Below are 18,820 nucleotides of genomic sequence, written 5' to 3'. Positions count from 1 at the left end.
TTTCATCGTAAAAAATCGACTTCAACGCTCCGTTGAAGCCGATCGCTTTCACATCCGCTCTGTTTTTGGTAAATGATGACGCATCGGAACAGAACGAACGTGTTCGTGAAATAAGAAAGAAAGAACATCGCCAATATGGTCAACTGGAACAATTTCAATGCCCGTTACTTGCCTTAAAATTGACTGCATATTCTCCCGTGGAATGATAACCGTTTTTGCACCAGCTTGTTTCGCTGCCTTCACTTTTGGAAAAATACCCCCAACTGGCTTCACGTTTCCATGTACACCAATTTCTCCCGTCATTGCTATTGTTGGATGAACAGGTAAGCGATAAATCGCAGAGTAAATCCCAATCGCCATCGCTACACCAGCAGAAGGGCCGTCAATTGGAACACCACCTGGAAAGTTTACATGAATATCATATTGATCTGCCGGAACACCGAGTGAACGTAAAACGGTAACGACATTTTCGATCGAGCCGCGCGCCATACTTTTGCGCCGAATCGACTTGCCCTGGCCACCAATTTGTTCTTCTTCGACAATGCCCGTCATATTGATCGTCCCTTTTTCTTTTGTCGGCAACACCGCCACTTCAATCTCTAGCAACGCTCCGCTATTTGGGCCATAAACTGCTAATCCATTCACTAATCCAATTTTCGCTTCTTGTCCCACTTTTTTCTCATAGCGTGGCGATAATTGACTTGATTGAATAACCCATTCAATATCTTGGCGTAAAATTTTAGAACGTTTCTCAGAAATGACGATTCCCGCCGCGATTTGTAACGTATTGACCGCTTCCCTTCCGTTGCGAACATACATCGCAAGCTCATGAACCGCCTGTTCTTCAATCGGGAGGTTTACTTTTTCTGCTGCCTTTTTCACAATTTGAGCAATTTCTTCTTGTTCTAGCTCTCTGAAAAAGACTTCCATACATCGCGAGCGAATGGCTGGCGGTATTTCGTTTGGCGTTCGCGTTGTTGCACCAACGAGCCGAAAATCAGCAGGCAGGCCGTTTTTGAAAATGTCATGAATGTGGTTTGGAATGTTCGGATTTTCTTCGCTATAATATGCGCTTTCGAAAAATACTTTTCGGTCCTCTAACACTTTTAATAGCTTGTTCATTTGAATAGGGTGCAATTCACCAATTTCATCAATAAATAATATGCCACCGTGGGCGTTCGTCACTGCCCCTTGCTTCGGTTGCGGGATGCCGGCTTGTCCCATTGCACCCGCCCCTTGATAAATCGGATCATGCACAGAACCGATGAGCGGATCCGCAATGCCGCGTTCATCAAAGCGGGCAGTCGTCGCATCTAACTCAACGAATACCGCATCTTTTCGAAAAGGGGACAGAGGATTTTTTTTCGCTTCTTCTAACACGAGACGAGCGGCCGCTGTTTTTCCAACACCTGGTGGCCCGTAAATGATGACGTGTTGCGGATTCGGTCCACATAATGCAGCTTTTAATGCTTTTATGCCATCTTCTTGACCAACAATATCATCAAACGTCTTTGGACGCACTTTTTCAGCAAGCGGCTCCGTGAGCGAAATCGAACGCATTTTCCGAAGTTGTTCCATCTCTTTTCGTGCTTCTTTGTCAATCGAAATTTTTTGCGTCCGTTGACTTTTTAATAAGTTTAAAAAATATAGACCGATAATGATCCCGAAAAACAACTGAATAAGCAGCGCAATATTTGTCCAATTCATCCTATTTCGCGCAGGAGACTCCCACTTCAACGACCAAAGGGAGTAAGTGGGAGAGGAATGCGCGTTCCCCCTTTCTTTTGTGTATGATATAATAAAGGCGTGGAGAAAACCGTTCAATAAAGGCACTCCAATAACTGCTACTCGATGTATGGAGTTGGTTACAGGAAACGTTGTAACCGTAAAACATCGAGCGTAGGTCCGTCTGTTGTGTGTGGAAGCCAAGTACTGCCAACAGACACACCGAGAGAATCGGTAACGATGCAGGCATGACCTGCGTCGTTGGGTAGTCGTCAACCTGCCCCTGATGCAACCCCAAGTCAAGGAAGGAGGAAGAAGTCCGTTTGCACTTCTGGGGAGTTGCAAGCCCTCACTTCAAGCGTTAGCTAAGTGGGGGTAGTTGACGGCCGTTCCTCCTGTATATGTACTGTATGCATAGTATCTCCGAGCGAGGAAAGAAATAAACAAAAAAAGATCGACTTTCCGATTCGGAAAATCGATCTTTTTCCATTTACGCAGATGTTTTTCGTTCGTACTCGACGATTGTTCCATCGTGTAAAATGAGAAGCGGCGCTTTTTCTCCGCGTACCGTTTGTGCAGTAATGACACATTTTTTCACATCTTCACGTGATGGCAATTCAAACATAACATCAAGCATAATGCCTTCAATAATGGAACGTAAGCCACGCGCTCCTGTTTTTCGTTCAATCGCACGTCTCGCGATTTCACGAAGTGCCTCTTCTTCAAATTCAAGTTCAACATCGTCAAGCTCAAGCATTTTTTCATATTGCTTCACAAGCGCATTTTTCGGCTTGACTAAAATATCAACAAGCGCATCTTCATCGAGCGGTTGCAAGCTCGTAATGACCGGAAGACGTCCAACAAATTCTGGAATTAATCCGAATTTTAATAAGTCTTCTGGCAACACTTTCGACAACAAGTCCTTTTCTTCAACTTCCGTTTGTGCATCCGAACTAAATCCGATCACTTTTTTACCGAGGCGGCGTTTAATAATTGGCTCTAAACCGTCAAACGCCCCACCGCAAATGAATAAAATGTTTGTCGTGTCAATTTGAATGAATTCTTGGTGCGGATGCTTGCGCCCCCCTTGTGGCGGCACACTCGCGATAGTACCTTCTAAAATTTTTAATAATGCTTGCTGTACCCCTTCACCAGATACGTCGCGCGTAATGGAAGGGTTTTCTGATTTCCGCGCAATTTTGTCAATTTCATCGATGTAAATAATTCCTTTTTCTGCTCGCTCAATATCATAATCTGCAGCTTGAATGAGCTTCAACAAAATATTTTCAACGTCTTCACCGACATACCCGGCTTCTGTTAGCGATGTCGCATCAGCGATCGCAAATGGCACATTTAAGATGCGTGCAAGCGTTTGAGCGAGCAACGTTTTTCCACTTCCTGTCGGCCCGATCATTAAAATGTTACTTTTCGCTAATTCAACATCGTCAATTTTACTGTTTGAATTAATGCGTTTGTAATGGTTGTACACTGCCACAGAAAGCGCTTTTTTCGCCTCATCTTGTCCGATGACGTACTCATCTAAAATTTCGCGAATTTCCTTCGGTTTCGGTACATCTTTAAATTCTACTTCTTCTTCCGATCCAAGCTCCTCCTGCACAATTTCAGTACACAATTCAATACATTCATCACATATGTATACGCCTGGGCCAGCAACAAGCTTGCGCACTTGTTCTTGCGTTTTGCCGCAAAACGAGCATTTTAACTGCCCTTTTTCATCATTAAATTTAAACATGTTTTCACCCCTTATTCCTTTACGATCATATGTACATAAAAATGAAAAAACGTTATGTATTCGTCATTTTATCATAAATCTTTAAAAGTATGCCAATAAAAATGCAAATGTGCGTGAAAAGTTAGAAAACTTCCATAGTGATTTATATGTGGAAAGAACAAGGCACGTGTGGCACCTTGTTCTTTCTCCTCTCATTATGCAACAACTTTGCTGTTTTCAACAAGGAAATCGATCGCTTTGCGCATTTTTAAGTCTTCTTTTAAGCCATCTAATGTGCCTAGAAGCTCTTTTAACTGATCAACAGATAAGTTGTAAAGACTCGCCATTTCTTGCAATTCTTTTTCTACTTCTTCTTCTGTGACGTCGATGTTTTCTGCTTTTACAATCGCTTCAAGCGTCAACGTTACACGAACACGTTTTTCTGCTTCTTCTTTCATTTGTTCACGAAGTGCTGCTTCATCTTGTCCAGAGAATTGATAGTATAAGTCAAGGTTTAATCCTTGCATTTGTAAACGTTGTTCAAACTCGCGAATCATGCGATCTGTTTCATTTTTCACCATCACTTCTGGAATGTCCATTTGTGCATTTTCTGTCGCCTTTTGAACAACCGCATCGCGAAGTGCTGCTTCTGCTTCTTCTTTTTTCTCGTTTGTTAAGCGCTCTTTAATTTTTTCTTTCAATGCATCTAATGTTTCGACTTCTTCATCTACGTCTTTGGCAAATTCATCGTCAAGTGCTGGAAGTTGTTTTGTTTTAATTTCATGCAATTTAATTTTGAACACCGCTGGTTTACCAGCTAATTGCTCTGCATGATATTCTTCTGGGAATGTTACTTCAATATCTTTTTCTTCTCCAGCAGCCATGCCGATTAATTGTTCTTCAAATCCAGGAATGAATGTACCTGATCCGACGACGAGCGAATAGTTTTCTGCTTTTCCACCTTCAAACGGTTCACCATCAACGAATCCTTCGAAATCGATGACGACTGTATCACCGTTCTCTACTGTTCCTTCTTCTTTCACAACAAGCTCAGCGTGGCGCTCTTGCAGGCGTTTTAATTCTTGCTCCACATCTTCGTCTGTTACAGTATCGTCCAATTTTTCAACTTCAAGACCTTTATATTGGCCAAGTGTAACCTCTGGCTTCACAGTTACTTTTGCAGTGAAAATTAAGCTTTTTCCTTTTTCTATTTGCTCGACGTCGATTTCTGGACGATCAACTGGCTCAATACCTGTTTCTTCGACAGCTTTTGCGTATGCCTCTGGCAATAAAATATCTAACGCATCTGCGTATAATGACTCAACGCCGAAACGTTTTTCAAATAGAGAGCGAGGAATTTTTCCTTTACGAAATCCTGGAATTTGTACTTTTTTCACTACTTTTTTAAACGCTTCATCTAATCCTTCATTCACTTTTTCAGCGTCTACTTCTACTGTAAGAACGCCTTGGTTACCTTCGAGTTTTTCCCATTTCGCCGACATGCTTCTTTCCCTCCAACTTCAAAAATAAAAATTCATGTAAATGAACTACATATATGTAGGCATACACGGTTTTATGTGTAATACAACCACTATATTATACCATACAATCATATACTTTCAACAGAGAGCCATAATTTTTCTACTTCATAAAGTTTGGAAACGAGCGGATTTGTCGATATCGTCTGTCCCGTTTCACATTGCTCGATATATGTGTATAGCGCATTCGCCCATTGTTGTACCGATTCTGTTGGGAGAAATGGATACATCACAAACATGTAACGAAGCCATATTTGTTTGCACCATTCATACATTGTCGGATTTTGTTTCGCCCACGTTTGTTCGACAATATCAAGTGCTTGTTCAATCCAATCGTTTTGTTTTTGCTCATCAAGCTCGACTGGAACAACGGTCATCGTTTGACCAAATTTTTTTACGATTATCAGCTCTGTCACTTGTTCTTTCTTTAATATGTGCAACATGGTCGTCTTTACAATCGGGTGTTTTGTTTCATCACACAAATAGCGAGCGAATATCGGAACAATGCGCAAAACGATGGGCGAATCTAATTGGTGAAGAATGCGCAATTGTTTTGACCATTGTTCGCTTTCAAAAATGGCTTCATATTGTTTTGCTTGTTGTTCGTACTGTGAACGAATCATTTTTTCACTAAACTGTAAAAGCGGTAAAAATGGAGTGCAATCGATTCCTTTTCGTTGAATTTTGTGAATAACTGCAACCACCTCGTCGTATTGTTGTAAATGGACGAGCATCGAGATGTATACGGCCCAATCCCCGCTGCCGCGCTCTAACAGTTGTTCACATCTTTCTTTCGCTTCTTCGATCTGTCCCATTTCAAATAAACAAACAACAAGCGCCATTTGTACATCATCATCATGCCATTGAAGTTGTTCTAACTGCACGAAATACGTATACGCTTCTTTATATCGCTTTCCTTTTAACGCTTCCATCCCTTCTGCCAACAATCGCTCTTTTAGATAAGGATGTGGAACGATTTTTCGATTTTTCACATATACTCACCTTCGTTCACATTTGCCTTTCAGTTTAGCAATGTTTGCGAATAAATTCAACGAAAAACGCCCTCGACAAAATGTCAAGAGCGTGCTTTTTCGTAGGCGATAATATATGGTTCATACATGAACGTTAAATCAATTTCGTCCCAACCTTTTAAAAGGAGCTGTTTTCGATAAGGATCGATGTCGAACGAGCTTGTAAACCCTTCATCATCAAAAACGACTTGTTGTTCAAGCGAAATCGTTAGTTCGTAATCTGCCCGTTCCGCTTGTTTTAACAAATAAGCGACGTCTTCTTTTGGAAGTTTAATAGGAAGTAAACTATTTTTCAAACAGTTGTTGTAAAAAATATCAGCAAATGAAGGAGCAATAATGGCACGAAATCCGTAATCCGCAAGCGCCCAAGGAGCGTGTTCGCGCGATGAACCACATCCGAAATTTTCATTTGCAACTAAAATGGTCGCGCCTTCGTTTTCAGGACGGTTTAACTCAAAATGTGGGTTTGGTGTTCCGTCCGACAAATAACGCCAATCGTAAAAAAGAAATTGACCAAATCCGGTGCGTTCAATTCGTTTTAAAAATTGTTTCGGAATAATTTGATCCGTATCTATATTTGCTCGATCTAAGCCAGCCACTTTTCCTTTATGAACGACGAATGGTTCCAACTTTTTCCCTCCTATCTTACCACTTCTTTATACAATGTACGCACATCGACAAAATGCCCGTAAATCGCAGCTGCGGCTGCCATTGCTGGACTCACGAGATGCGTGCGCGCCCCTTTTCCTTGTCTCCCTTCGAAATTGCGGTTTGACGTTGAGGCGCAATGTTCCCCTGCTGGAACAGTATCTGGATTCATTCCAAGACACATGCTGCAGCCGGAATCGCGCCATTCAAAGCCTGCGTCAATAAAAATTTGCGCGATCCCTTCTTCTTCTGCCTGCTTTTTTACTTGTTGTGAGCCCGGAACGACGAGCGCTCTGACGCCCGGTGCGACTTTTTTTCCTTTTACAATTTGCGCTGCTTCCCGTAAATCGCTTATGCGCGAGTTTGTGCATGATCCGATAAACACATGTTGCACCGCAATATCCGTCATTTTCGTTCCTGGTTTTAATCCCATATATTGCAACGCTAACTGTACAGCTTTTCTCTCTGTTTCTGTCGCGAATTCGTTCGGATCTGGAACAGTTCCATCGATCGGAGAGCTCATTGCTGGCGTTGTGCCCCATGTCACTGTTGGAGCAATTTCACTTCCATCAATATGAACGACACGATCATATACCGCTCCTTCATCTGTGCATAACTGCTTCCACTTTTCAACTGCCTGCTCAAATGCTTCTCCTTTCGGTGCATATTTTCTCTCTCTTAAATATGCAAACGTCACATCATCTGGGGCAATTAACCCAGCTCGCGCCCCTGCTTCAATCGACATATTGCAAATTGTCATCCGCTCTTCCATCGACATCCGACGAATAACATCACCTGTAAACTCAAGCACGTAACCTGTGCCAAAATCAACTCCAAACTTGCCAATGATCGCTAAAATGACGTCTTTTGCTGATACGCCTGGTGCTAACGACCCCGTAACGTTCACTTGCATCGTCTTTGGACGATGTTGCCATAACGTTTGCGTCGCTAATACGTGTTCGACTTCGCTCGTTCCGATCCCGAACGCTAACGCCCCAAAAGCGCCATGTGTAGACGTATGGCTATCCCCACACACAATCGTTTTACCCGGTTGCGTCAACCCAAGTTCTGGACCAATGACATGAACAATCCCTTGCTCTGGGCTGTTTAAATCGGCAAGCGGAATGCCGAACTCACGACAGTTCCGCTCCAATGCTGTCATTTGATTTTTCGCCACTTCATCTTCAACAACGGACCGATTAATCGTTGGAACATTATGATCCATCGTCGCAAATGTTAAATCTGGGCGACGCACTTTTCTTCCTTTTTGTCGCAATCCTTCAAACGCTTGCGGAGATGTGACTTCATGAACGAGATGTAAATCAATATATAATAAATCGGGTTTCCCATCTTCACGATAAACGACGTGTTCATCCCAAATTTTCTCAATAATCGTCTTTGGCGCCAATTCAACCCCTCCTACACATACACTTGCATAATTCGTTCAATAGCTACATCATCTAAAATGGCATATTTTACTTTTTCGACCATTTCTGTCGTTGATAATACAAAATCTCCATGTTGAGCGATGTCTGCTGTACGATACCCAGCATTTAACACTTGTTTCACCGCTCGTTCGATGACATCCGCCTCTTCTGTCAAACCGAATGATAGACGAAGCATCATCGCTGCTGACAAAATCGTTGCAAGTGGATTCGCTTTGTTTTTTCCTGCAATATCTGGAGCCGAACCGTGAATCGGCTCATACAACGCTGGGCCGTCAACGGATAAGCTAGCCGATGGAAGCATGCCAAGTGAACCAGTTAACATCGATGCTTCATCGCTTAAAATATCACCGAACATATTTTCAGTTACGATGACATCAAACTGTTTTGGCGAGCGGACGAGCTGCATCGCAGCATTATCGACAAGCATATGTTCAAGTTGAACGTCTGGAAAACGTTTAGCCACTTGCTCGGCTACTTCTCGCCACATGCGGCTTGATTCTAACACATTCGCTTTATCCACCGATGTTACTTTTTTCTTTCGTTTTTGCGCAAGCATAAAAGCAAACGTAATAATCCGCTCGATTTCTGCGCGTTTATAAAACAACGTGTCAACAACCACTTCTTCGCCTTTTTCAACACGGCGTTCACTCGGTTTCCCGAAATATAAGCCTCCGGTTAACTCACGTACGATCACAAAATCTGCTCCTTCAATGACATGTGGTTTAAGCGGAGAAGAAGCGGCTAAACTCGCGTAAAATGTAACAGGACGAATATTGGCAAACAAATTCATTTCTTTCCGAATTTGCAATAGTCCTTTTTCTGGACGAAGGTGCGGTGGATTATTGTCCCATTTTGGTCCTCCGACCGCACCGAGCAATACCGCATCGCTTTGTTTGCACATGTGAAGCGTTTGTTCTGGAAGCGGCGTTCCTTCACGGTCAATCGCTTCTCCACCAATTAAGCCGTATGAAAAATGAAACGTATGTCCGAAACGATCACCAATCGCCTGTAAAATATTTACCGCTCCTTTTGTCACTTCTTTTCCAATGCCATCCCCTTGTAATATAGCGATACGATACATAAAAAATCCCCCTTTGTTATTGCGCCGCAAGCGCTTGTTCTTCTCGCATTTTTTCGATGACGAACATGCGATTAACCGCATGAATATATGCTTTTGCTGATGCTTCTAGCACATCTTGTGCCGTTCCCCGACCGCTCGCTTCTTTCCTATCGAGCGACACTTTCACGTACACTTGTGCTAAAGCATCCCTTCCGCTTCCGACAGATTCAATGCGATAATCAAGCAACGTAACAGGTATTTGCAACGCTTTTTCTAAAGCGTTATACAGCGCTTCAACGCTACCAGCCCCTGTCGCTGCTTCTTGGATGTCGTTTCCTTCTCCATCTTTCAATACAACAACTGCCGTTGGGATTTGATTTGTTCCGTATTGCACTTGAATCGAACATAATTGATAAAAGTTTTTATACATGTCTAGCTTTTCATCTAAAATAAGTGCAATTAAATCATCATCCGTAATATCTTTCTTTTTATCTGCTAAATCTTTAAAACGGCCAAACAAACGATTGACCTCTTCATCTGTTAATGAATACCCAAGTTCTTGAATGCGTGTTCGAAACGCATGGCGTCCGGAATGTTTTCCGAGTACCATTGAGTTTGATTGCACCCCAACGAGCTGGGGAGAAATAATTTCGTACGTTGTTTTCTCCTTCAACACACCATCTTGATGAATGCCCGATTCATGAGCAAAAGCGTTTTTGCCGACAATCGCCTTATTTGGCGGAACAATCATTCCTGTTAACTTGCTGACTAAACTGCTCGTGCGTTTAATTTCTTGCAAGTTCAAGCGCGTCTCTGCTTGATAGTAATCTTTTCGTATATAAAGCGCGACCGCCACCTCTTCAATGGCCGCATTGCCTGCTCGTTCCCCAATGCCGTTAATTGTTCCTTCAATTTGTGTCGCTCCTGCTTCAATGGCCGCAAGCGAGTTTGCGACCGCCATACCTAGATCATCATGGCAATGGGCAGATAAACTAATTTTTTCAATATTCCGAACATTTTTCTTTAAAAAAGAGAATATGTCACCATATTGTTTTGGAGTAATATAACCGACTGTATCTGGGATGTTAATGACGTTTGCCCCAGCTTCAATGACTTTCTCAACAATCGTCGCTAGAAACGGGAGATCGCTTCGACATGCATCTTCTGCTGACCATTGTACAATTGGAAAATATTTTTTCGCATAACGAACAGATTCGACAGCTGTTTCAACGACTTGTTCGGGTGTCATTCGCAATTTATATTGCATATGAATAGGTGACGTTGCAATAAATACGTGTAAACGTGGCTCTGCTCCGTCCTTTAACGCTTCCCATGCCGCATCAATATCGGATTGAACTGAGCGTGAAAGACCTGTGACTGAACAGTTACGAACCGTTTGTGCGATCGCTTGAACAGCTTGAAAATCACCTTTTGATGCGGCAGGAAATCCCGCCTCGATGATATCAACACCGAGGCGCTCTAGCTGCCGAGCAATTTCTAGCTTTTCATGCAAGTTTAAATTGACGCCAGCCGACTGCTCACCATCACGCAACGTCGTATCAAAAATGTTAATTTTTCGCACCGACCGTCACCACATCTTTCTGTTTAGCGTTGACAAACGGCATCATTTTTCGTAATTCGCGCCCAACAACTTCAATTAAATGTTCGTTTTCCCGACGGTTGATCGCGTTAAACTCTGGACGATTCGCTTCGTTTTCTAAAATCCAACCTTTTGCAAACTTGCCTGTTTGAATATCTTCAAGCACTTTTTTCATTTCCACTTTTACTGCATCGTTAATGATGCGTGGCCCTGTCACAAAGTCGCCCCATTGTGCTGTATCAGAGATTGAATAACGCATGCCTGCCAAACCACCTTCATACATTAAATCAACGATCAGCTTTAACTCGTGTAAACATTCAAAATATGCAATCTCTGGTTGATATCCTGCTTCAACAAGCGTTTCAAATCCTGCTTTGACAAGGGCAGTTAATCCACCGCAAAGAACCGCTTGTTCACCAAATAAATCCGTTTCTGTTTCTTCTTTAAACGTTGTTTCAATCACACCTGCCCGAGCGGAACCGATCGCTTTCGCATACGCAAGCGCCGTTTCTTTCGCTTCACCGCTCACATCTTGATATACAGCGATCAATGCAGGTACACCTGCCCCTTCCGTATATGTGCGACGCACTAAATGACCAGGCCCTTTCGGCGCGACTAAAAATACATCCACATCGCTCGGCGGAACAATTTGATTGAAGTGAATATTAAATCCGTGCGCAAACACGAGCGCGTTTCCAGACTGCAAGTTTGGTGCAATTTCTTCTTTATATACTTTCGGTTGATGTTCATCTGGAAGTAAAATCATCACAACGTCAGCTTGTTTTGTCGCTTCACTGACAGGCAAGACGACAAAGCCATCTTGCTCTGCTTTTTCCCACGACTTCCCTTTTCGCAGCCCAATAATCACCTCAACACCGCTATCACGTAAGTTTTGTGCATGCGCATGGCCTTGAGAACCGTATCCGATAATTGCTACTTTTTTCCCTTGAATGTAAGCTTCGTTTGCATCGCCATTGTAGTATACTTTTACCATAATAAAATCCTCTCCTTTTAAATAATAAATAGTGATTTGTTTGTTGATGATGCGCGTTGTGAACCGCGCGGAAACGCTGTTGTTCCTGTTCTTGCGACTTCCTTTAACCCGTATGGCTTTAATAAGTCGATAAGCGCGTCAATTTTTTCTGGTTCACCTGTCACTTGAACAACGAGACTATCTCGTGCTACATCGACAATCGCTGCGCGAAACGGTTCAATGAGCGTATAAATTTCACTGCGCGTCGCTGGGGTAACCGCCACTTTAATTAAAGCAAGCTCTCGAACAATAATCGCTTGATCAGTAATATCAACCACTTTTAATACGTCAATCTGTTTGTTCAGTTGTTTTGTAATTTGTTCGGCAATGCGTTCATCCTCTACATTGACGACAAACGTCATACGTGAAATGCCTTCTGATTCGGTATGACCAACTGTAATACTTTCAATGTTGTAATGTCGCTTTGTAAATAAACCTGTAATACGGTTTAACACACCCGGACGATTATTTACCGTCATTGTAATAATGCGCTTCACCATTTCACCCCCACCATCTCATGCAATCCTTTTCCAGGCGCAACCATCGGATATACGTTTTCACCTGGACAAACGTGAAAATCAAGTAAAACTGGCGCATTTGTTGCAAGCGCTTCTTTCAATACGTATTCCGCTTCTTCTTCGGTCGTTGCACGCATCGCTTTCATCCCATACGCTTCTGCTAAGCGAACGAAATCTGGTTGATTCGGAATGAGGGAATGAGAATATCGTTTTTCGTAAAAAATTTCTTGCCATTGACGAACCATACCAAGCGCCTGATTGTTGACAATGACAATTTTAATCGGCAAATTTAGCTCTTGAATGACAGATAGCTCTTGTAACGTCATTTGGAACCCACCGTCACCAACGATCGATACGACCGTTGCCTCTGGCTGTGCCAATTGCGCTCCGATTGCCGCTGGCAATCCAAATCCCATCGTTCCTAACCCACCGGATGTCACCCAGCGATGCGGCTGTTTAAATTTATAATATTGAGCCACCCACATTTGATGTTGACCGACATCCGTTGTGACAACGGCTTCACCGTTTGTATATTCATGAATCATTTCAATGAGCCGTTGCGGTTTTAATACACCTGGTTCACGTTTATACATAAGCGGATATTCCCGTTTCCATTCGTTCAACTGTTTAAGCCAATCCGATACATCTGGTCGTTTTCCATTTTGTTCAATAAGCTGAATAAGCGCTTCTTTCGCATCGCCAACGATCGGAATTTTTGTTGGTACATTTTTTCCGATTTCCGCTGGGTCGATATCGATATGAGCAACTGTCGCTTTCGGTGCAAAATGTGCTAAATTGCCAGTGACCCGATCATCAAATCGCGCGCCGACATTAATGAGCAAATCACATTCATACAGCGCCATGTTTGCTGTGTACGTCCCATGCATTCCCGCCATTCCAAGAAATAATGGATGATCAGCAGGAAATCCACCAAGCCCTAAGAGCGTATGGATCACGGGAATATGTTGTTGTTCAGCGTATTGTTTTAACTGTTCATGAGCATTCGCATGAAGAACACCTGCTCCGGCTAAAATGACCGGTCGTTTCGCTTGACTGACCGCCTCAACGAGCTTGCGAATTTGTAAATGATTCGGTTTTGTAGTTGGCTGATAACCTGGCAACTGGACTTCTTGTTCATAGTCAAACTCTTCTTCTGCGACAGCCATATCTTTCGGAATGTCGATTAATACAGGTCCCGGACGTCCAGTCGTTGCGATATGAAACGCTTCTTTAATGATTTTTGGCAGCTCGTGTACATCACGTACTTGGTAACTATGTTTTGTAATTGGCATGGTAATGCCGAGCACATCCGCTTCTTGAAAGGCATCAGATCCAATGACGCTAGAAGCTACCTGCCCTGTAAAAACAACGAGAGGGATAGAATCCATCATCGCATCCGTTAAACCTGTCACAATATTTGTCGCACCCGGTCCCGAAGTCGCAATAACGACACCTGGTTTTCCAGAGATGCGCGCATATCCTTCTGCCGCATGAATCGCACCTTGTTCGTGACGCGTGAGCACGTGAAACACACCCGACTCATACAATTTGTCGTAAATTGGTAATACAGCTCCTCCTGGATAACCGAAAATCACCTTCACATTCTCTGCCTTGAGCGCCTCGATCAACATAAGTGCTCCACATAACGTTTGTTTTTTTGCCACTCTTTCTTTCACTTTCATATTCGCTGCCATTTTTTCACCCCTAAAAGAAATGTGAAATAAGAAAAGCCTTCTCACCCCTCCATCAGTCCGTGCGGACCAAAGGGGCGAAAAGGCTTGCATCCTTCCCGCGGTACCACCCTTCTTCGTGGCAAAGCCACCTCAGGAGCGCGCGACGATCGTCGCATCGCTCGTTTTAATAACGAGTGACGTGCACCCGTCCGTCCCTACTAGAGTCGATCGTTCAGGACGGCGCTCCGAGGGGAGTTCACAAACGGAGACATCACCGGTTTTCAGCTACCCCGGCTCTCTGTGGATGCCTAACCCGTCAGCTACTTATCCTCTTCAACGCTTTTTCTTTATTGATTTGTTACCCAGCATTGACATTTTGTGAAGCATATACTTTTACACCTTCAGAAACAACACGTTTGCGAAATTCTTCTAACAGTCGTTTCGTATGTTCGCCTGGCACTCCGTCACCGATAACACGACCATCGACCTTAACGACCGCAATCACTTCTGCTGCGGTTCCCGTTAAAAACACTTCATCTGCTGTGTACACATCATGACGAGTAAACGGCTCTTCTTTGACGACATAGCCGAGATCTTTAGCGATGTCGATAATCGCATCGCGCGTAATGCCTTCAAGCGCCCCGACATATCCTGGTGGTGTATATAACACGCCATTTTTAACGATGAACACGTTGTCTGCTGACCCTTCAGCCACATATCCTTGGTCATTGAGCATGAGCGCTTCGCTGACGTTTGCTAAGTGTGCTTCAATTCGGACTAATACGTTATTTAAGTAGTTTAAAGATTTTACTTTCGGGCTTAATACATCTGGACGATTTCGTCTTGTTGCTACGGTAATTACTTCAATGCCTGTTTCATACAAATGTTTTGGGAAGATCGCGAGCGGTTCAACGATAACAACAACTTGTGGCTTCGGACATTTGTACGGATCGAGCCCAAGGTCGCCAACACCACGCGACACAATGACACGAATATACGCATCTTCAAAGCCGTTTTTTTGCACAGTCTCGACGATAATATTTGTTAATTCTTCTTTTGTGTACGGAATGTTTAACAAAATGGATTTCGCTGAATTGTATAAACGGTCAATATGCTCTTTCATACGAAACACATTACCGCTATATACTCGAATTCCTTCAAACACCCCATCCCCATAAAGAAAACCGTGATCGTATACAGAGATTTTTGCATTTTCTTTTGTCACAAATTCATCGTTTAGAAAAATCCACTGTTCACTCAATGCTTTTCCCCTCTTCCCCTGCTCGCCGTCTCTTGCCTCTTCTGTTGATTACGACTTTTGTTAGATTTATTTGAAAATTATCATACGCTCATTTACTGAAACAGTCAATACCATTTCATCGAATTTTTTGATTATTTCGATTAGTTAAAACGTTTTGTATCCGCTTACATAATTGATACATCAAGGAAAAGAGTGAAAATAAAAAATTTGAACATTTTTTGACTAAACAAAAAAATCCCCTTGCCTATGCAAGAGGATCGTCAGCGTCCCAGGAGAGATTCGAACTCCCGACCGACGGCTTAGAAGGCCGTTGCTCTATCCAGCTGAGCTACTGGGACACAATGATAACAGCATGTCGCTTTCATATCGTGGTTTGGACAATTGTTATTGTAATGATGTTTATGAAAAAAGTCAATAGGGGCGATGGAATTTTCTTGCCCCTATTTTGTTGTATATGTCGTTGTTAAATCATGGAGCGGTTTGCCGTCGATATTGTAAAAATGTACGGTTGTAGTTGCTTCGTCTATATGAAGTATGGCGTATGTTTTTTCGCGACGCATGCGCGGTAAGAAAATGCTTCCTGGATTAATGAAAAGAACGTCATCGATTTGTTCACACCCTGCAATATGGGAATGGCCGAAGCAAACGATGCGTGCCCCGACTTCTTTCGCTTTATAATATAAATTCATGAGCGTCATTTTGACGTTGTACAAATGACCATGTGTAATGAAAAAGCGAACGCCGTTTACTTCTTCAACAAGATCGGTCGGGAAACGCTGCTCGTAGTCGCAATTTCCTCGCACAACAAGCATGCCTTGCAACGCTTCATGGTCGCTTGTTAACTCAGAGTCACCGCAATGAATGATTGCATCAACATGTTGTTTGTGACGTGAAACGATCGTCTGTAATTCTTTGGTTAATCCGTGGCTATCGCTTACAATTAATACGTTCACGACTCATTCTCCTTTTCAAACAGCTTGTCCCATATATGCAAAAGATGTTGTAGCGCTTTTGCCCGATGGCTAATTTCATTTTTCTCTTCTTTCGTCAATTGGGCCATTGTCCGTTGTTTTTCTGGAACGAAAAATATCGGATCGTACCCAAAACCGTTTTCACCAACCGGTTCTTCTGTTATATATCCTTCACATACGCCATCTACTGTCGTCACATCTCCATTTGGTTTGGCAACAGCGAGCGTACAATGAAAACGGGCGGTTCGTTGTTCAAAAGGCACGCCTTGCAGTTTTTTAAGCACTTTTTCGATATTTGCTTGATCGTTTTTTCCTTCGCCCGCGTAGCGAGCCGAGTATACGCCCGGCTCGCCGTTTAGCGCGTCAACGATTAATCCTGAGTCATCTGCAATGACCGGTTCATGAAACATGTTCGCTATTGTCGTCGCTTTCAATATCGCGTTTTCTGCAAACGTCGTTCCCGTTTCTTCAACATCTGGCACGTCATCGTAGTCAAGAAGCGAACGAATTTCGACTCCCTTTTTGGCAAACAGTTGCTGAAACTCAGCGATTTTCCCTTTGTTTTTTGTGGCGATAATCATTCGTTTCACTTCGTTTCTTCTCCTTCCGAACGGTTTTGCAAAATTTGTTCAGCGAGCGATCCGAGCGCTTCTTTTTGCAAGGCGATAAGTTCATAAATGCCCTTTTCAGCAACAGTTAGTAAATCGAGCAACTGTTCATATGAAAATGTTGCTTCTTCCCCTGTTCCTTGAATTTCAACAAAGCGACCTGATCCAGTCATGACAATATTCATATCGACTTGTGCTTTTGAATCTTCAATATAGTTTAAATCCAAAATAATACCATGTTCTTCATCAATGCCAACAGATGTGGCAGCTAAAAAGTCTGTAATAGGGAGCATCGGCAACTTTTTGTCTTCGACCATTTTCCCGAGCGCTAACGCCATTGCGACGAATGCACCGGTTATTGAAGCGGTACGCGTTCCACCGTCCGCTTGAATGACATCACAATCGATCCAAATGGTTTTCTCACCTAACTTTTGTAAATCAACAACAGAACGAAGCGCACGACCGATTAACCGTTGAATTTCCATCGTTCTCCCTGACAACTTCCCTTTACTTGCTTCGCGAATATTTCGTTGTTCAGTCGCGCGTGGAATCATCGCATACTCCGCAGTAATCCATCCTTTCCCCCCTCCACGCATAAACGGCGGGACTTTATCTTCGATGCTTGCTGTACAAATCACTTTCGTATCACCAATCGAAATAAGCACAGACCCTTCCGGATGTTTTAAATAGTTCGGTTCAATATGTACAGGACGAAGTTCGTCATTTGTTCTACCATCTACTCTCACACAAAATCCTCCTCAATATATGTTCACGAAATAAGAGGCAGGGATGCTGCCTCTCGACGATGAATCTTTATATAGTATAGCAAAAAATTGGTTTCAAAAACTACCTGTGTTCACATTTTGCGGTCTTGTTACCGGTTCTGATAACGGTTTTCCACTCTCATCAACTAATTCTGCCTTTCCGTTGACTGTAATTGCGACGCTTTCCACACCTGGCTGTTCTGTTAATGACAAGACTAAACAATTAAGGACATGTGTCGATACAACATTTTTCTCAACGCTACCGTAAATTGCTTCGTTAAAGTTTAACGTCACTTTTCCGTTTTCATATTTTGGCGCTTCTAACAATTTCGCATCTGCTTGAAAATCGCTTAACAATCCAGAACCGTAACTTGGCCCTTTAATAAGTTCCTTCACAACTGCAGCTAACTCATCTTGCTCGCTATTCGGTACGCGTCTTGTTACCGGCACATAATACGTTTGCTCACCTTCTTGTGCTAAAAAGTAGACAATGACAGGATGTGTATTCGTAATATCGACAACGCCGTTTGTTTCAATGTTAATTCCGTCATCTCTGCTTAGTTCTTCGCTAATTGGCGTTCCATTGACCGGCATAACGTTTTGATCGTGGCCGTTCATACGAATTTTTACACGTTTCACATTATCAAATTGCGTCACTGTCCATGTGATCGCTTGTAAAATGCGCTTTTCATCTTCTGGTCGATAGTTCGCAAATTCTTTCGAAAAATCAATAACAAGCGTGCCGTCTTGTTTTAAGTTAACGCTTAATACTTGTGTATCAGCAGGAAGAACAGCACGAAATCCGTTCGGAAGCAACTGTGAAATCGGACCGTTTTCTACTAAATATTCGAGCACTTGTTTTGCAGCTGCGTTCGTTTTTGGCAAGGCAAACGTTTGTGGAACGACAAAACCGTTTTTATCAATTAAATACAATTCCCGTTGAACCGTTTCTGTCGCTTTTTCTTTTTCTGCCGTTTCTTGCTCTTGCAGCGCCTTCTCATCTTCTACGTATGTTACATCTTTTGGCGGATCAATTTCCTTTGTTGCTTTTTCACCTCCAAATAGCCCACATCCTGACAGAATAAATATAAACATTGTCACAATGACCCATACACGGCGCATGGACTCCCCTCCTCATACGGTTTGTACTACTATGTATACGAGCCGTTCAAAAAAATAGAACAAAAAAAATCCTTCGGTATATGCGAAG

At 42.8% G+C, this 18,820-nt stretch carries 16 protein-coding genes, 1 tRNA gene and 1 other annotated feature; all 17 genes read right to left on the bottom strand.

The window, feature by feature from the left end; all coding sequences use genetic code 11:
* Window positions 1–48: 48 nt before the first annotated feature.
* The 17 genes from lonB to NSS60_RS03765 all read right to left on the bottom strand — a co-directional run bounded on the left by lonB (window position 49) and on the right by NSS60_RS03765 (window position 18,732).
* Window positions 49–1,707, bottom strand: coding sequence for an ATP-dependent protease LonB (lonB, locus tag NSS60_RS03845; RefSeq protein ID WP_004889192.1), 1,659 nt, complete (start codon window positions 1,705–1,707; stop codon window positions 49–51).
* A gap of 508 nt (window positions 1,708–2,215) precedes the next feature.
* A complete protein-coding gene (gene clpX, locus NSS60_RS03840) occupies window positions 2,216–3,478 on the bottom strand; it encodes an ATP-dependent protease ATP-binding subunit ClpX (protein ID WP_004889191.1) in 1,263 nt (420 codons plus the stop codon).
* Between the two features lie 194 nt (window positions 3,479–3,672).
* Window positions 3,673–4,959, bottom strand: coding sequence for a trigger factor (gene tig, locus NSS60_RS03835; protein ID WP_004889189.1), 1,287 nt, complete (start codon window positions 4,957–4,959; stop codon window positions 3,673–3,675).
* Window positions 4,960–5,066: 107 nt separating this feature from the next.
* A complete protein-coding gene (locus tag NSS60_RS03830; protein ID WP_004889188.1) occupies window positions 5,067–5,987 on the bottom strand; it encodes a DUF3196 family protein in 921 nt (306 codons plus the stop codon).
* Window positions 5,988–6,070: 83 nt separating this feature from the next.
* Window positions 6,071–6,655: a 3-isopropylmalate dehydratase small subunit gene (leuD, locus tag NSS60_RS03825; protein ID WP_004889186.1), complete on the bottom strand. Its 585-nt coding sequence runs from the start codon at window positions 6,653–6,655 to the stop codon at window positions 6,071–6,073.
* 11 nt (window positions 6,656–6,666) lie between these two features.
* A complete protein-coding gene (gene leuC / locus NSS60_RS03820; protein ID WP_004889185.1) occupies window positions 6,667–8,082 on the bottom strand; it encodes a 3-isopropylmalate dehydratase large subunit in 1,416 nt (471 codons plus the stop codon).
* 11 nt (window positions 8,083–8,093) lie between these two features.
* Entirely contained in the window at window positions 8,094–9,203 is a 1,110-nt protein-coding gene (leuB, locus tag NSS60_RS03815; RefSeq protein WP_064214110.1) for a 3-isopropylmalate dehydrogenase, read from the bottom strand.
* A gap of 16 nt (window positions 9,204–9,219) precedes the next feature.
* Window positions 9,220–10,764 (bottom strand): 2-isopropylmalate synthase, encoded by a 1,545-nt coding sequence (locus NSS60_RS03810; protein ID WP_064214111.1) that lies wholly within the window; start codon window positions 10,762–10,764, stop codon window positions 9,220–9,222.
* On the bottom strand, window positions 10,751–11,776 hold the full coding sequence (gene ilvC / locus NSS60_RS03805) for a ketol-acid reductoisomerase (protein ID WP_004889180.1): 1,026 nt from the start codon (window positions 11,774–11,776) through the stop codon (window positions 10,751–10,753). Before ilvC ends, NSS60_RS03810 begins: the two co-directional genes overlap by 14 nt.
* A 17-nt stretch (window positions 11,777–11,793) precedes the next feature.
* Window positions 11,794–12,312 carry an acetolactate synthase small subunit gene (gene ilvN, locus NSS60_RS03800; RefSeq protein ID WP_064214125.1) on the bottom strand — a complete coding sequence of 173 codons (519 nt, stop codon included), beginning with the start codon at window positions 12,310–12,312 and terminating at the stop codon, window positions 11,794–11,796.
* The gene (ilvB, locus tag NSS60_RS03795; RefSeq protein ID WP_064214112.1) at window positions 12,309–14,027 is read right to left on the bottom strand and encodes an acetolactate synthase large subunit; all 1,719 of its coding nucleotides are present in this window, start codon (window positions 14,025–14,027) and stop codon (window positions 12,309–12,311) included. Before ilvB ends, ilvN begins: the two co-directional genes overlap by 4 nt.
* A gap of 67 nt (window positions 14,028–14,094) precedes the next feature.
* Window positions 14,095–14,352 (bottom strand) — a binding site (T-box leader).
* A 12-nt stretch (window positions 14,353–14,364) separates the two neighbouring features.
* On the bottom strand, window positions 14,365–15,267 hold the full coding sequence (gene ilvE, locus NSS60_RS03790) for a branched-chain-amino-acid transaminase (RefSeq protein WP_004889176.1): 903 nt from the start codon (window positions 15,265–15,267) through the stop codon (window positions 14,365–14,367).
* Window positions 15,268–15,531: 264 nt separating this feature from the next.
* Window positions 15,532–15,605: transfer RNA gene (locus NSS60_RS03785), tRNA-Arg, on the bottom strand.
* Window positions 15,606–15,707: 102 nt separating this feature from the next.
* The gene (locus tag NSS60_RS03780; protein ID WP_004889174.1) at window positions 15,708–16,220 is read right to left on the bottom strand and encodes a metallophosphoesterase family protein; all 513 of its coding nucleotides are present in this window, start codon (window positions 16,218–16,220) and stop codon (window positions 15,708–15,710) included.
* The gene (locus tag NSS60_RS03775; RefSeq protein WP_064214113.1) at window positions 16,217–16,828 is read right to left on the bottom strand and encodes an XTP/dITP diphosphatase; all 612 of its coding nucleotides are present in this window, start codon (window positions 16,826–16,828) and stop codon (window positions 16,217–16,219) included. Before NSS60_RS03775 ends, NSS60_RS03780 begins: the two co-directional genes overlap by 4 nt.
* Window positions 16,825–17,592, bottom strand: a complete 768-nt coding sequence (gene rph / locus NSS60_RS03770; protein WP_064214114.1) for a ribonuclease PH — start codon at window positions 17,590–17,592, stop codon at window positions 16,825–16,827. The genes NSS60_RS03775 and rph overlap by 4 nt, the downstream gene beginning before the upstream one ends.
* Window positions 17,593–17,685: 93 nt before the next feature.
* Window positions 17,686–18,732 carry a GerMN domain-containing protein gene (locus NSS60_RS03765; protein ID WP_064221037.1) on the bottom strand — a complete coding sequence of 349 codons (1,047 nt, stop codon included), beginning with the start codon at window positions 18,730–18,732 and terminating at the stop codon, window positions 17,686–17,688.
* Between the last annotated feature and the right edge of the window lie 88 nt (window positions 18,733–18,820).

Source organism: Anoxybacillus sp. FSL W8-0382, from assembly GCF_038003845.1.
GTDB classification, from domain to species: domain Bacteria; phylum Bacillota; class Bacilli; order Bacillales; family Anoxybacillaceae; genus Anoxybacillus; species Anoxybacillus flavithermus_G.
The sequence above is the reverse complement of the archived record's forward strand: the minus strand, read 5'-3'. Positions and strand labels throughout refer to the sequence as shown.